The following is a 14,558-nucleotide window of genomic DNA, read 5'->3' on the forward strand; positions in this document are numbered from 1 at the left end:
GATGATGATCGCACTAGAAGAAGCCGTAATGGAAATTATCGTCAACGCCGGCCAGTCCCGCAGCCTGTGCTTTGAAGCCCTGCACGCGGCGCGTCAGGGCAACCTTGACGAGGCCAAAAGCCTGCTGCGCGAAGCCGACGGCTACGCGCGCCAGGCGCACAAGATGCAGACCAAACTGATCGAGCAGGATGCGGGCGAAGCCCGCCAGCCGATGACCTTAATTATGGTGCACGCCCAGGATCATTTAATGAATTCCTTATTAGCGCGCGAGTTATCCGAAGAAATTATTCATTTATATCAGAGATAGTCTATGGCGAAATAATTACTGTAATACCTCTGTACCCTAAATAGAGATCCACTTGTTCTGATGATAGCGACATACTCTGTCAGATCGGAGCGGGATGGTTATTGTCTGAATAAAATTAAACTATATTGAGATAACCATGAATACGATTAAAAAACTTCCATTAACCATGGCGGTTATCGCCGCGCTTTGCCCAATTTCCGTTCTCGCTCAGGAATTCACTCAGGAGCAAATCGACGCCATTGTGGCGAAAGCGGTGGATAAAGCCCTGGCCGAGCGTCAGGCCAAAATGGATGCTGCGGTCGCGAAAAAAGCGGACGTGGTGACCGAGCCGCAGAGCGCGGCGCAATCTCCGGATATGGCGATCCCGTTCGGGGTTAAATTTACCGGCTACGCCCGCTACGGCGCGCACTTCCAGGCCGCCGATCAGAAATACGTGGCGGTGGACGGCTCCTACAACGGCGCGTCCGCCATTGGTCGTCTGGGCAACGAAGGCAACGGCGGCGAGTTCCAGCTCTCTAAAGCCTTCAAGGGCGAAAACGGCGCCATCTGGGACATCAACGTGATGATCGACCACTGGGGCGACGAAGTTAACCTCAAGAAAGCCTACGCCGGCGTGACCAACATTATGGCCTCCAACCCGAACGCCTACTTCTGGGCGGGTCGCGACTTCCACCAGCGTCCGCAGCAGGGCATCAACGATTACTTCTGGATGAACCACGACGGTCAGGGCGCCGGGGTGAAGAACTTCGACATCGGCGGCGTGCAGTTTGACGTGGCCGCCGTGGCAGCGGTGGAATCCTGTAGCCCGGAAGTGATGGAAGACGAAGCGAACCCGTCGCGCATCACCTGTACCGGCGGGTCCGGCACGGGCGACAAAGGCAACTACGCCGCGACGTCTAAAATCCACGGTATGAAGCTCGGTCCGCTGGATCTGGAGCTGTACGCCAACTACGGCTTTGACTCGAAAGCGGTGGAGAGCGACGAACGTCTGAACGCCTGGCAGGGCGGCGTGGTGCTGAGCCACACCAACGACAGCGGCGTGAACAAGGTGATTGCCCGCTACTCCGATAACGCGGACAACAGCGTGTTCAACAAAACCGAGGATCTGACCACGGTCTACGCCAGCTTCGAAGGGCTGTACAAATTCACCCAGGCGACGCAGGTGGAGTACCTCCTCGCCTTCCATGACTACGACAACAGCCGCGATAAGACCGACAACCGCAAGAACTACAACGCCATCGTGCGCCCGATGCACTGGTGGAACGACGTTCACTCCACCTGGCTGGAAGCGGGCTGGCAGCACGTGGATTACGACAACGGCGGCGACAACAAGGGCTGGAAGCTGACCCTGTCGCAGAACATGTCTATCGCCATGGGGCCGGAGTTCCGTCCGATGCTGCGCTTCTACGTGACCGGCGGCAAGGTGGATAACGAACGTACCGCGCGCGTGAACAACACCAAAGATGAAACGCTGGACGACTTCAACGTCGGCGCGATGTGGGAGGCGTGGTTCTAGTACAGCGTCGTTTGTTTCGCCCGGCGGCGCTGCGCTTGCACGGGCCTACAAGGTTTTGTAGGCCGGGTAAGCGCAGCGCCACCCGGCAAGATCCCATGTTATGCTACAAAAAAACCAACATAACAGGGGAGAACATGGGTTCCACACGCAAAGGGATGCTCAACGTCCTGATCGCCGCCGTTTTATGGGGCAGTTCCGGGGTTTGCGCGCAGTACATCATGGAGAAAAGCCACATCTCTTCGCCTTACCTGACCATGGTTCGTCTGCTGTTTACCGGCGTGATCCTGCTGACGCTCTCCTTCGTTCACGGCGACAAGATTTTCTCGGTCGTCAAAAACCGCAAAGACGCCCTCAGCCTGCTGTTTTTCTCGCTGGCTGGCGCGCTTACCGTGCAGCTCACCTTCCTGCTGACAATTGAAAAATCCAACGCCGCGACGGCCACCGTGCTCCAGTTTCTGTCGCCGACCATTATCGTGGCATGGTTTGCGCTGGCGCGGAAAACGCGTCCCGGCATATTTGTCTTATCCGCGATTTTCACGTCGCTTGTGGGTACCTTCCTGCTGGTAACCCACGGCGACCCGACGTCGCTCTCCATCTCGCCGGCCGCGCTGTTCTTCGGTATCGCCTCGGCGTTTGCCGCGGCGTTTTATACGACGTACCCGTCGACGCTTATCGCCCGCTACGGCACGCTGCCGATTGTCGGCTGGAGTATGTTGATTGCGGGACTAATGCTGACGCCGTTCTACGCCGGACGCGGCACCACCTTCGTGATCGACGGCGGCCTGCTGCTGGCGTTTTTCTACCTGGTGGTGATTGGCACCGCGCTGACGTTCAGCCTGTATCTGAAAGGCGCACAGATGATCGGCGGGCCGAAGGCGAGCATTCTGAGCTGCGCCGAGCCGCTGAGCAGCGCGCTGCTGTCGGTGGTGTTGCTGGGGGTGGCATTCACCCTGCCGGACTGGCTGGGGACGCTGCTGATTGTGTCGTCGGTGGTGTTGATTTCGATGGATTCGAGAAGACGGGTTCAGACATCGGCGTAGCCTGATGCCCTCACCCCAACCCTCTCCCACGGGAGAGGGAGAAAAGCACTACTTCGCCTTAACCTTCCCCGCCACCAGCAGCGCGGTCAGCAGCATCAGCGTGCCGGAAATTACCAGCGGGGAGGTCAGCCCCAGGTGGTCGAGCGCTACGCCGCCCACCGCCGCGCCGCAGGTATTCGCCAGCTGGATCACCGCCACCTGAATCGACCCGGCTTTTTCCGCCTGATCGGCAAGCGAGCGGGTGATCCACGTCGACCAGCCCACCGGCACCAGCGCAAAGGCAAAGCCCCAGATAATCGCGATCGCCGAAGCCACCCACTTATCGCTGCCCCACAACACCAGCGCCGCGGCGCTGATCGCCAGCACCAGCGGGGCACCCGCCAGCGCCACCTTCAGGGAGCGCTTCAGGAACTGGGACGACAGCGAGGTGCCGACAAAACTGGCGATCCCGAAGCTCAGGAGCACCAGCGTCAGGCCGTCCACATCAAAGCCCGCCATGGTCATATACACCGGACGGATATAGGTGAAGAAGGCAAACTGCCCGGCAAAGGCCATGAAGATGGCGGTCATCCCCGCCAGCACGCCCGGGCGCTTCAGCAGCGCGAACATGTTCTGTTTGTGGTGCGCCGCTTCCCCCGGAAGGGACGGCAGCGCCTTCCACACCCAGATTATGCACAGCACGCCCATCACCGCCGCCGCGTTAAAGACGTTGCGCCAGCCGATAATTCCACCGAGGAAACTGCCCAGCGGCGCGGCAATCACCAGCGCGATCGAGACCGCGCCGAAGATAACGGACAAGGCTTTTGGCACCGTACGCGCGGGCACCAGGCGCATGGTCAGCGAGGCGGACATCGCCCAGAAGCCGCCTAATCCCAGCCCCAGGCAGGCACGGCCGAGCAGCAGCAGGGTGAAGCTTTCAGCGAAAGAGACCAGCAGGCAGGAGAGCGTCAGCAGCACGCTGAACAGAATAACCACCTTGCGACGGTCAATGGTGCCGATCGCCTGCGTGATAAACAGGCTGGCGAACATCGCCACAAACGCGGTGACGGTCACGGACTGCCCCGCCACGCCCTCGGAAATGCCCAGATCCTGCGCCATCGGCGTCAGCAGGCTGACCGGCAGGAACTCGACGGTGATCAGGCAGGCGACGCAAAATGCCACGGAGAAAACCGCCGACCAGTTGGGGCGTGAAACCTCTTTGGCCTGCGGTGTAGTCGTGGGCTGGGTATGTTCTGTCATGGCATCACCTGAAGATAAAAACGTGCGGAAAAGTCGCGCAGTTTATCATCAAAAGTGTGACGAATTTAACGTTTCGACAACTTTTGTCGTTTTTTAATGCCGGGCGGCGCTGCGCTTGCGCCGGCCTACGGGCTTGTAGGCCCGGTAAGCAAAGCGCCACCGGGCAAAATTACCCGCGAGCCTTAAGAGCGGCATTCGCTAATCCCACGATCCACTTCTGATGCCCGTTAATCATTGGGTTTGGCACCGTGCGCGCTAATTCCTGCGCCGGCACGCCTTTCTGCGACTCCTGAGTCAGAATGCGCACGCGGTTTCCCGGCAGGTCTTCAAACAGCCAGGCGTGGATCACGTCCAGACGCGAATTTGCATCCCCTTCTACCCAGCCGTGCCACGCGATACGCGCGGCTTCGCCCTCCACGGGCGGAACATACTCCGTCACCTGCGCCTCAACCGGGAAGCCAAAGGTGGTGAAGCGGAAGCGGGCGTTGGCGCTCAGCGCCGGGCCGCTGCCGTCGTGAAAACGGATATCTTCGGCGTTGCTGTAGTAGTTCGGCCACAGGGTGGTGTCGTTGAGCTGCGCCCAAATCTCTTTTGCGCTCAGCCCGGCGACGATGATTTCGTTGGAGGCAAAGTTATCGGTGGTGCCGGGCAGGTAGTCGTTCGGCCAGATAATGGCGGATTGTTTCATGGTTCACCTCATCGGTTAGTTGATAAGGTGATGGTGCGCCTGCGGGTGATATAAATCTAATGACGATGCTTTATACTCTTCATCACGTTTTGTGATATCAGTGCAGGTAAAACACGCCCTCTTCCGGCAGGAAAAGCTGGTTGTAGCGCAGCTGGAAGGCGTTAAGCTCCTGCGGGTCAGGCTCTATCTCGCGCATAAAGCCGAGCGCGAGGCGGATTTGCGCGTCGGTGATCGGCGCGGCCAGACGGGCTTTACGCAGCATGCGGTGCCAGGTATGCAGATTCTCTTCGCTGGCGTCGACGATGCAGACCTGCCAGATCAGCAGCACCTGGGCGGCATTTTGCAGATGCGCCTCGTCGGGGCGTTCAAGATAGCGGATAAACTCATTGCCCGGCGTTTTACCGAACTGGTCAATCATCGGCTCGACCGGCATCGGGGTGATCCCCAGCCGCTCGCTTAAACGTTTGATGGCGCGGCGGGAGTCTGAGGTCAGGACACGAAATCCAACCACAAACACCACGGCAAGCGTTGCCAGCATTATCCAGACCATGCGTTCTCCTTAGACTAGCCGCCCATCATAGCGGGAAACGCAGTGCGTCAACAGCGGGCAGCGCCATAATAGTAAACGGAAAAGAGGTGGAAAAACGTCATGAAAGCGGATCTGCGCACGCTGGATCTTAACCTGCTGAAAACGCTGGATGCCCTGCTGGACGAACGCAGCGTCACCCGCGCGGCGGCGCGTCTTGCCCTGACCCAACCAGCGGTAAGCGGCATGCTTAACCGCCTGCGGGATTACTTTGAAGACCCGCTGTTTATCCGCGCGCCGCACGGCATCGTGCCTACCACCCGGGCGGAAGCGATGGCGGCTCCCGTCAAACGCATTCTGGCAGATATCGACGAGCTGCTTCAGCCGATCGCCTTTGATCCGCTCACCGCAACGTTCACCTTCACGCTTGCCGCGACCGACTACGTCCTGCGCGCGGTCGTCGTGCCGTTTATCGCTGCGCTTAAGGTGCAGGCGCCGGGGATTCGCGTGCGCGTGGTACCTGTGGAATCCGACCGTCTGGTCAGCCAGCTCGAACAAGGCTCTGTCGACGTGGCGCTGATCACCCCGCACACCACGCCAGATGAGCTTCACAGCCGGGCGCTTTATGATGAACGGTACGTTTGCATGATGCGTGCCGACCATCCGGATGCCGGACAGCCCATGACGTTAGACCGGTTTTGCGCCCTGGAGCATGTGCTGGTCTCTTACGAGGGCGACGGTTTTCGCGGCGTAACGGATGGCGCGCTGGAGAAAACTGGCCGAACGCGGCATGTTGGCTTATCGGTGAGTAACTTTTTAGTCCTGCCGGACGTGCTGGCCCTCAGCGATATGATTGCCGTTGTGCCATCACGCATAGCGGAAAAGCAGACGGGGATGTTCGTCTGCGAGACGCCGGTTCCCGTGCCCGGTTTTACCAAAAGCATGGCCTGGCACGGCAGAACGCACCGCAACCTCGCGCAGGCGTGGCTGCGCGGGCTGTTGCTGGAGACCAGTCAGCGCGCCTGAAGCCCTTTCAGCAGCGCCTCGTGGAAGCGGGCAGGATCCTGCATCTGCGGCGCGTGGCCCATGTCGTTAAATTCAACCAGCGTCGCGTGCGGAATGCGCTTCGCCGTCTCTTTACCCAGCACCGCGTAATTGCCGAGCGTCTTGCGGATCTCCGGTGGGGCGAGATCTTTCCCGATGGCGGTGTTGTCCTTCGTGCCGATCATCAATAATACCGGCATCTTCAGCTCGTTAAATTCATAGACGACCGGCTGGGTATAAATCATGTCGTAGAGCAGCGCCGAGTTCCACGCCACGCGCGCTTTGCCCGGCCCGTTGTTCAGCCCGGCGAGCATGGTGACCCAGCGCTCGTACTCCGGCTTCCACTCCCCGGCGTAGTAGGTGTTTTTCTCGTACTGACGAATGCCGTCGGCGCTGACTTTCAACTCGCGCTGGTACCACTGGTCGACCGTAATATGCGGCACGCCGCGCGCTTTCCAGTCTTCAAGCCCTATTGGGTTCACCATCACCAGCTGCTCCACCTGCTGCGGCCACATCAGCGCGTAGCGGGTCGCCAGCATGCCGCCGGTCGAATGGCCGATGACCGTCACGCGATCGACGCCCAGCGTTTTCAGCAGCGCGTGGGTGTTATCCGCCAGCTGCTGGAAGGTGTACTGATAATGCTCCGGCTTGGTGGATTTGCAGAAGCCGATCTGGTCGGGTGCGATCACGCGATACCCGCTGGCTGAAAGCGCGCGGATCGTGCCGTCCCAGGTACCGGCGCAGAAGTTTTTGCCGTGCATCAGCACCACGGTGCGGCCGTTGGGTTTTTCCGGCTTCACGTCCAGGTAAGCCATATCCAGAGGCTGGTTCTGCGAGGTAAAGGTAAAGTGTTTTACCGGCCAGCCGTAGTCAAAACCTTCCAGCTTCTCGCCGTAGGTGGGGGCATTCGCGGCCATTGCGGGGGAGGCCAGCGCCATCAACAGCGCCAGGCAGGACAATCGTCGGGTCAACATGCAAGCTCTCCGTTAGCAAAAAGGGCTAAGGCTGCACGAAAAGCGGCAGCAAAAAAAACTGTAGAGCATACGGGGGAGCGGGTGTGTAAAGCGGGGTAAAGGTAAAAGGCAGGCCGTGAAAAATAAAAAAGCCCGGCATCACACACCGGGCAAAGAAGTTACCTGCACACTCAGGCTACTTTTAATTTCTGCGCACGATTCTCGCGGCGGATCTTACGCTCTTCCAGCACCGCAACCATCGCCATCAGGACGATACAGCCAATCGCTGCCGCATCCAGCGCGGCAAAGGTGCCCGCCCAGCCGGTGAGGCCGAAAATTGGCGTGCCGTCGGCGATCATGCCCAGACCGAGCTTGGCGAAGCTGTCGCCGATCAGGTAAGCGAAGGTGCCCTTAATCCCATCGGCTGCGCCGATCGCTTTTTTCGGCACAAAGCCAACCGCCGCCACGCCGATCAGCAGTTGCGGACCGAACACCAGGAAGCCGAGCGCAAACAGCGACGCCAGGTAAACGTACTGGTTGCTGGCGTGCTGGTAAACGCCGAGCGTGGCGATAATCAGCGCCAGCGCGACGCAGGCCACCAGCGCGCGACGGCCGTTGGCGAGGTCCGAGAGCCAGCCCCACAGCAGGGTACCGACCAGCGCGCCTACTTCGAACAGGGTGAAGCCCTGAATCGCCACCTCTTTCGAGAGCTTCAGCTCCTGGAAGGCATACACGGTGGACCACTGGTCGATACCGATACGCACCACGTACAGGAAGATGTTCGAGAAGCAGAGCAGCCAGATCACTTTGTTTTTCAGCACGTACTCAACAAAGATCTGCCATTTGGACATCTCGTTTTCTTCGGTCTCTTTGTCCTCCTCGCTGATCTCCTCCCCGAACAGCTCTTCAGCTTTGCCGAGGCCGTAGGATTCCGGGGAATCGCTGCCGTAGCGCAGGCCGATAAAGCCGACAATCAGGGCGATAATCGACGGGAAGATAAACATGCCAATCACGTGGCCGTCGAACAGGTAGTTCGCACCGAACAGCGCCACGCCGGCCGCGCCCGCTCCGCCGAGGTTGTGGGAGATGTTCCACATGCCGAGGTACGAACCCCGCTTGCGGCGCGGCGTCCATTTGGTGATGGTGGAGTAGCTGCACGACCCGCCGGTGCTCTGGAAGAAACCGCTCAGGGCGTAGAAGGCGATCATCAGGAACAGGCTGACGGAGCCCGCGCCCATGCTGGCGCTAAAGCCGAGCATACAGATGGCGGAGAGGATCAGCATAAACGGCAGGAACTGCTTGGTATTTTTGCCGTCCGCGTAGTAGGACACAACCGTTTTCCCCACGCCGTAGGTGATGGAGAAGCCCAGGCCAATCATCCCCAGCTGCGTCATGCTCAGCCCGTAGGTTGAGATCATGTCGTTCTGCGCGATGTTAAAGTTTTTGCGGATCAGGTACATGGTCAGGTAGCCGATGAAGACCACCAGATAGGACTGCATGAACGGTTTGAACCACATCTTGCGCCGCACGTCGAGCGGCAGATCCAGGGTCGGCTTGCGCACCTGATTTAAGAAGGCCAGCATGACTGAGTTACTCCTGAGCTGATTTTTGCAGCATTGTAAAAACCAGCCAGGAGAGATGCCTGAGACAGCGTCCAGGTGAAACCGGGAAAATTTCTTAGTTTTGCGCGTCTCGGCAGCAAAAGGTGAGGCGCGTCACGCTTCGCGCGGTGCCTGCGCGTGCAAAAACGGCAGCAACAGCAGGGCGGAGATGCCCGCCGCGATGGCGATCACCGCGAAGAACCCGCTCCAGTGCCAGACGTCGATCACCCGCACCAGCGGCCAGCCGGAGAGCGATGCGCCAAGGTAGGCAAACAGCCCGACAAAGCCCGTCGCCGCGCCTGCCGCCTCTTTGTGGGAACACTCCGCCGCCGCCATGCCGATCAGCATCTGCGGGCCAAAGACGAAAAAACCGATGGTGAAGAAGCACGCCGCCTGCATCACGTAGCTGGCGAACGGCATCAGCCACAGCGAGCCGACGGAGAGTAAGATCCCGGCAGCAAAAATCAGGTTCATCGGCCCGCGGTTACCGTTGAACAGCTTGTCCGAGCCCCAGCCCGCCACCAGCGCGCCGATAAACCCGCCCAGCTCGAACATCGTCACCGCCGAGTTGGCGGTCACCAGGTCCACGCCGAGAGTTTCGGACATGTACAGATTGCCCCAGTCGTTGATCGCCGCGCGCACCACGTAGACCAGCACGTAGCAGAGCGACAGCAGCCAGATGTACGGGTTTTTCAGCACGTATTTGGTGAGGATCTCCTGGCGGGACAGCCCGGCCCCTTCCTGCTGCTGGGCGATCTCCATCTCGTCGTGCCGCCAGTCGCCCACCGGTGGAAGGCCGACGGTTTGCGGCCTGTCGCGCAGGCGCCAGCAGAGGAACAGCCCGGCGACAATCGCGAGGCCACCGGCAATCATCATCCCCGCGCGCCAGCCGTAGTGCAGCGCCGCCGCGCCGACCACCATCGGGATCAGCGCCCCGCCGACGTTATGCGCGGTATTCCATATCGCCCACCAGCCGCCGCGCTCGTTGCGTGAGTACCAGGCGGTGAGCAGGCGGGCGCAGACCGGCGCGCCCCAGCCCTGGAAAAAGGCGTTCAGCGCCCACAGCAGGGCAAAGGCCCACAGCGAGGTGGAGAAGCCAAATAGGATGTTCACCACGCCGGTGGCGATCAGCCCGACGCCCATAAAATAGCGCGCGTTGGAACGGTCGCTGACGATGCCGGAGAAGAACTTCGACAGGCCGTAGGTGATGTAAAACAGCGTCGCCAGCAGGCCGATATCGGTGCGCGTCATCACGCCGCTGGCGAGGATTTCCGGCGCGGCGGCGTTGAAGCTTTTGCGGGTGAAATAGAACAGCGCGTAGCCGAGCCAGATGGTAATCAGGATATGGCGACGCCAGTAGCGGTAGCGGGCATCGATTTCCGCTTTGTTGCTTAGCGGGGCGGCGCTGGCGGGGGTTTTAAACATGGTGTGTCCTTAACGGCAAACTGACGCTGACGCGCGTTCCGTGGGTGCAGGAGATCGTCAGCGTGCCGCCCAGCGCCTTCACGCGCTCGCGCATGCCCGCCAGGCCAAACCCCTGCTGGCCGGAGCCCGGCGGCAGGCCGCAGCCGTCGTCTTCAATCACCAGCATCAGGCGCTCGTCCTGCTGCCAGCCCTGGATCGTTACCGCGCTGGCGCTGGCGTGCTTGACGATGTTGTTCAGCCCTTCCTGGCAGACGCGGAACAGCGTCACGCGCTGGCCTTCGCTCAGCGCAGGTTCGTTAATGCGCCAGTCGAGATGGCTGACAATTCCGCGGCTCTCCAGCTCCATCTCGCGCATCAGAGAGCGTATTGCCTGCTCGAGCGAGAGATCGTCAAGCTGGCGCGGGCGCAGCCGCCCTAACAGGCGACGAACGGAATCATAGACGCCCAGCGAAAGCTGTTCGATATGCGCCCCGCCCTGCTTCACGCCCGCGTTTTCTGCCGCCAGGCGCTGAACAATGCCCGCCTGGGTGCGGATGGCGGTGATGGTCTGGCCGATGTCATCGTGCAGCTCGCGAGCAACCTCCTGGCGCACGCTCTCTTCCGTCTCCAGCAGACGCTCCGCCAGACGGCGGTTGCGCGCCAGCTCGGCTTGCAGAGACTGGTTCAGCTCGCGCAGGCGCTGTATGCCCGCGCCGAGCAGCAGCCCGGTCAGGCTCTGGGCCAGCAGCGAGAGCAGCAGATCTACCGGGTGATCGTGCCAGGTCTGGCTGGCAATCAGCGCGATGGCGTTCATCAGCGTGGCGATCAATGCGCCCTGCCAGCCGTAATGCCAGGCAAGGGCGATGATCGGCAGCGCCAGACAAAACGGCGTGAAGCGTGATAATTCAGCGGGCAGACCAAGCTGCAACCACAGGCTCACCACAAACAGCAGCAGATACCAGATCAGGTGCCGGGCGCGCCAGTTCACCGGCTGGGAGACCAGCGCCGGGCCGAGCGGCTGCCAGACGGTGCTGGTAAGGTAATGCCAGAAAACCAGGCAGGTCGGGGCCAGCGTCAGGCCGCCGGTGAGGGTCAGCAGCAGGGCGTTGAGCCCCTCCTTTTCACCCACCCACGGCAGGGACTGCAACAGCGCGGCGGCAATCAGCACCGCACCCTGACGCAGCAGCGTGCGCCAGTCGCGCTGGTGACGGTAGCGGGAAATCAGGGCGACCGGGATAAGCGTGAGCAGGCTTCCGGTCATCAATAAAGGCAGATGCGCCAACGCCACTTCCTGCGCCAGCCAGATCAGCATCAGCCACTCTGCGCCCAGCAGCACCGGCCAGTAGCCGCGCGGGCATTGCAGCATTAGCCCCAGCCGCAGGCCAAAGGGGAACAGCAGCACCGCCAGCTCCGGGCGCTCGACAAGATGCAGGCTGATACTCCACAGACAGAACCACGCGGCGGAGAAGATGAAAAAGCTGGCAACAACGGCGATCAGCCGCGAAAACAGGGAGTTCATTGCCAGCTGTCAAACATACGGCGCGCCAGCTCGACATCGTTACTGACGTTGAGTTTTTCCATCAGGTTGGCGCGATGAACGTGAACGGTCTTTGGCGACAGCCCCAGCTCTACGGCAATCTCTTTCACCGACATGCCCTGGGCAAGTTTCTCTGCCACCTGGCGCTCGCGTCTGGTGAGCGGATCCTGCCGTCCCGCCGCCAGCTTGATGGCAATATCCGGCGTCAGGTAGCAGCCGCCGGTGGAGACGGTACGCACGGCGGCAATCAGCTCGTCCGGGCTACAGCGTTTAGAGAGAAACCCGCGCGCCCCCGCGTTGAGCGCCTGCTCGACCAGCGCCGGGCTGTCGTGGACTGAGAGCATGATCGTCGCCATCCCTTTCGGCAGCTGGCTTAACAGCTCCAGCCCGGAGAGGTCCGGCATTGAGATATCGCAGATACAGACCTGCACCCCGCGTCCCGGCAGACCCGCCAGCGCCTCGCGTCCTGAGCCAAACTCGGCCACGACCTGAAAATCCGGCTCGAGGTTTAAAAGCTGGGCAAAGCCGGAGCGAACGATAAGGTGGTCGTCGATAAGGGCGATGGTGGTCATGGTTTGATCCTGATGCGTGAACGCGCCGGATGGCGGCGCAAACGCCTTATCCGGCCTACGTGTAACGTCCTTGCAGGCCGGATAAGCGCAGCGCCATCCGGCAAAAGCCTCTTACCTTAAGTGATTTACTCAAAAAACACCGCAATTTTGTTAAACATGGTGGGATCGGACTGGTTGCGTGCCACTTTGGTGACGTCCTCCAGCTTGTCGATCTGCGCCATCATCTGCTCCAGACGCTGGTCGTCGTTCACCAGTAGCCAGATGCGGCTGTGCTCGCTGCCCTGAATCGGCAGGCACAGAATGCCTTCCACGTTAAACGCCCGACGGGCAAAGAGCCCACAGACGTGGGTCATGACGCCTGGGTGGTTGCGGACGGTGAGTTCCAGAATGACGTTATCACATTGTTTCTGCATGGCTTATTCCCCCACCATCTCAGTATTTGCCGCACCCGGCGGCACCATCGGATACACTTTTAGTTCAGGGTCGATACGCACGTGGATCAGCGCCGGGCCAGGGCGAGAAATCGCATCCTGCAACGCCGCGTGGGCATCTTCTTCGGCGTTCAGATCGCAGGTGTGCAGGCCAAAACCAGCGGCAATCTGCATGAAGTTGATCATCCCCGGATAGGTCGCCGCAAACACGCCCTGCTTGTAGAACAGGCTCTGCTGCTGGTGCACCAGGCCCAGCGCCTCGTTGTTCATCAGAATGATTTTAACGTCTAACTGGTTTTCGGCCGCCGTCGCCATCTCCTGAATATTCATCATCAGGCTGCCGTCACCGGAGAAGCAGATCACCTTGCGGTCCGGGTTGGCGAGCGCCGCGCCAACCGCTGCTGGCAGGCCGAAGCCCATGGTGCCAAGGCCGCCGGAGGTCAGCCACTGGCGCGGACGGTTCAGCGGATACGCCTGAGCGGTCCACATCTGATGCTGGCCGACGTCGGTGGTGATAATCGCGCTGTCATCCACGCAGGCGGCGACGGCGTTGATAAGACCATAGTGGCTCAGCGGGTCGCCCTCGGTTGGGATAGCGCCCGGGAACTCCCGTTGCAGATCGGCTACCAGCTGGCGCCAGTCGGCGCGGTCGGTTGCCTCCGTCTGCGGGATCAGCTGCGCCAGCACCTCGGCCACGTCGCCCTGGATCGCCACGTGCGGCTGCTTGATTTTACCCAGCTCGGCGCGGTCGATATCCACGTGAATGATTTTGGCGTTCGGGCAGAACTGCTCGGTTTTGCCAATCGCCCGGTCATCAAAACGCGCCCCCATAACTATCAGCAAATCCGCCTCTTGCAGGATGTAGTTGGTGCTGCGCGCGCCGTGCATGCCCAGCATGCCGAGAGAGAGCGGGTGCGCTTTTGGCAGCATACCCAGCGCCATCAGGGTCATAGTGGTGGGCAAATTAGCTTTTTCAGCGAACTGGCGGATTTCATCCGCGGCGTTGATCGTCCCGCCGCCCAGATAGAGCACCGGGCGTTTGGCGGCGTTGATCATCGCCGCCGCATCGCGCACGCTCTCAGCGCTGAATTCTGGCGCGGGGGCACGGTCACCCGGCTCCGGCAGAACGTCGATCTCAATTTCTGCGGTCTGGACATCCTTAGGAATGTCTATCCACACCGGGCCCGGGCGGCCAGACTGCGCAATGCGGAACGCATCGCTGATAACCTGAGGCAGCTCGCTAATATCGCGAACTAAATAGTTATGTTTGGTGATGGGGATAGAGATGCCGTAGGTGTCGACTTCCTGGAACGCATCGGTGCCGATCATCGAGGACGGCACCTGGCCGGTAATGCAGATCAGCGGAATGGAGTCGAGACGCGCGTCGGCGATGGCGGTCACCAGGTTAGTGGCGCCCGGCCCGCTACAGGCCATACAGACCGCCGGTTTACCCTGGGTACGCGCCATGCCCTGGGCGATAAAGCCTGCGCCCTGCTCGTGGCGCGCCAGCACGTGGCGGATCTGTGTGCTTTGGCTTAACGCATCATACAGCGGCAGTACGGTCCCACCCGGGATGCCCGCAACGGTGGTGATGCCCTGTCGTTCCAGTAAATGAACAATCAGCTGCGCGCCTGTAAAACGCGTCTTGGTGGATGTTGTGCCCGAACTTGCCATGCTCCAGTCCTTTTCTTCTGAGCCAG

14 protein-coding genes are annotated in these 14,558 nt (G+C 60.6%); 4 read left to right on the forward strand and 10 right to left on the reverse strand.

Annotation, left to right across the window (positions count from 1 at the left end):
• The first annotated feature begins 4 nt into the window (after positions 1-4).
• From SK50_RS01200 to SK50_RS01210, 3 genes are all read left to right on the forward strand, one after another.
• Positions 5-307 carry a PTS lactose/cellobiose transporter subunit IIA gene (locus tag SK50_RS01200; RefSeq protein ID WP_014168006.1) on the forward strand — a complete coding sequence of 101 codons (303 nt, stop codon included), beginning with the start codon at positions 5-7 and terminating at the stop codon, positions 305-307.
• 136 nt (positions 308-443) lie between these two features.
• The gene (locus SK50_RS01205; RefSeq protein WP_040117018.1) at positions 444-1,823 is read left to right on the forward strand and encodes a carbohydrate porin; all 1,380 of its coding nucleotides are present in this window, start codon (positions 444-446) and stop codon (positions 1,821-1,823) included.
• Positions 1,824-1,957: 134 nt separating this feature from the next.
• Positions 1,958-2,863 (forward strand): EamA family transporter, encoded by a 906-nt coding sequence (locus SK50_RS01210; protein WP_017383673.1) that lies wholly within the window; start codon positions 1,958-1,960, stop codon positions 2,861-2,863.
• Positions 2,864-2,911: 48 nt separating this feature from the next.
• Here SK50_RS01210 and nepI read toward each other — a convergent pair whose 3' ends face one another.
• The 3 genes from nepI to SK50_RS01225 form a co-directional block, all read right to left on the reverse strand.
• The gene (nepI, locus tag SK50_RS01215) at positions 2,912-4,102 is read right to left on the reverse strand and encodes a purine ribonucleoside efflux pump NepI (protein ID WP_023302830.1); all 1,191 of its coding nucleotides are present in this window, start codon (positions 4,100-4,102) and stop codon (positions 2,912-2,914) included.
• A gap of 169 nt (positions 4,103-4,271) precedes the next feature.
• The gene (locus SK50_RS01220; protein ID WP_045343912.1) at positions 4,272-4,790 is read right to left on the reverse strand and encodes an SRPBCC domain-containing protein; all 519 of its coding nucleotides are present in this window, start codon (positions 4,788-4,790) and stop codon (positions 4,272-4,274) included.
• 97 nt (positions 4,791-4,887) lie between these two features.
• Positions 4,888-5,340, reverse strand: a complete 453-nt coding sequence (locus SK50_RS01225; RefSeq protein WP_048229016.1) for a DUF1198 domain-containing protein — start codon at positions 5,338-5,340, stop codon at positions 4,888-4,890.
• Between the two features lie 99 nt (positions 5,341-5,439).
• On the opposite strand from SK50_RS01225, the gene SK50_RS01230 reads away from it, so the two are divergent.
• Positions 5,440-6,342, forward strand: coding sequence for a LysR family transcriptional regulator (locus SK50_RS01230; RefSeq protein ID WP_048229018.1), 903 nt, complete (start codon positions 5,440-5,442; stop codon positions 6,340-6,342).
• Here the strand turns inward: SK50_RS01230 and SK50_RS01235 are convergent.
• The 7 genes from SK50_RS01235 to ilvB all read right to left on the reverse strand — a co-directional run bounded on the left by SK50_RS01235 (position 6,330) and on the right by ilvB (position 14,532).
• Entirely contained in the window at positions 6,330-7,334 is a 1,005-nt protein-coding gene (locus SK50_RS01235) for an alpha/beta fold hydrolase (protein WP_032667760.1), read from the reverse strand. The genes SK50_RS01230 and SK50_RS01235 overlap by 13 nt on opposite strands.
• Before the next feature lie 170 nt (positions 7,335-7,504).
• A complete protein-coding gene (gene uhpT, locus SK50_RS01240) occupies positions 7,505-8,896 on the reverse strand; it encodes a hexose-6-phosphate:phosphate antiporter (RefSeq protein ID WP_006808805.1) in 1,392 nt (463 codons plus the stop codon).
• A gap of 132 nt (positions 8,897-9,028) precedes the next feature.
• Complete coding sequence (locus SK50_RS01245; protein WP_048229020.1) at positions 9,029-10,339, reverse strand: MFS transporter; 1,311 nt, start codon at positions 10,337-10,339, stop codon at positions 9,029-9,031.
• Positions 10,332-11,837, reverse strand: a complete 1,506-nt coding sequence (gene uhpB, locus SK50_RS01250) for a signal transduction histidine-protein kinase/phosphatase UhpB (RefSeq protein ID WP_045343917.1) — start codon at positions 11,835-11,837, stop codon at positions 10,332-10,334. The genes SK50_RS01245 and uhpB overlap by 8 nt, the downstream gene beginning before the upstream one ends.
• Positions 11,834-12,427 carry a transcriptional regulator UhpA gene (uhpA, locus tag SK50_RS01255; protein WP_003861054.1) on the reverse strand — a complete coding sequence of 198 codons (594 nt, stop codon included), beginning with the start codon at positions 12,425-12,427 and terminating at the stop codon, positions 11,834-11,836. The genes uhpB and uhpA overlap by 4 nt, the downstream gene beginning before the upstream one ends.
• Positions 12,428-12,552: 125 nt before the next feature.
• A complete protein-coding gene (gene ilvN, locus SK50_RS01260) occupies positions 12,553-12,840 on the reverse strand; it encodes an acetolactate synthase small subunit (RefSeq protein WP_015570113.1) in 288 nt (95 codons plus the stop codon).
• A gap of 3 nt (positions 12,841-12,843) precedes the next feature.
• Complete coding sequence (gene ilvB, locus SK50_RS01265) at positions 12,844-14,532, reverse strand: acetolactate synthase large subunit (RefSeq protein ID WP_023302827.1); 1,689 nt, start codon at positions 14,530-14,532, stop codon at positions 12,844-12,846.
• Between the last annotated feature and the right edge of the window lie 26 nt (positions 14,533-14,558).

Source organism: Enterobacter sp. BWH64, assembly GCF_001037645.1.
Lineage (GTDB): Bacteria > Pseudomonadota > Gammaproteobacteria > Enterobacterales > Enterobacteriaceae > Enterobacter > Enterobacter hormaechei_C.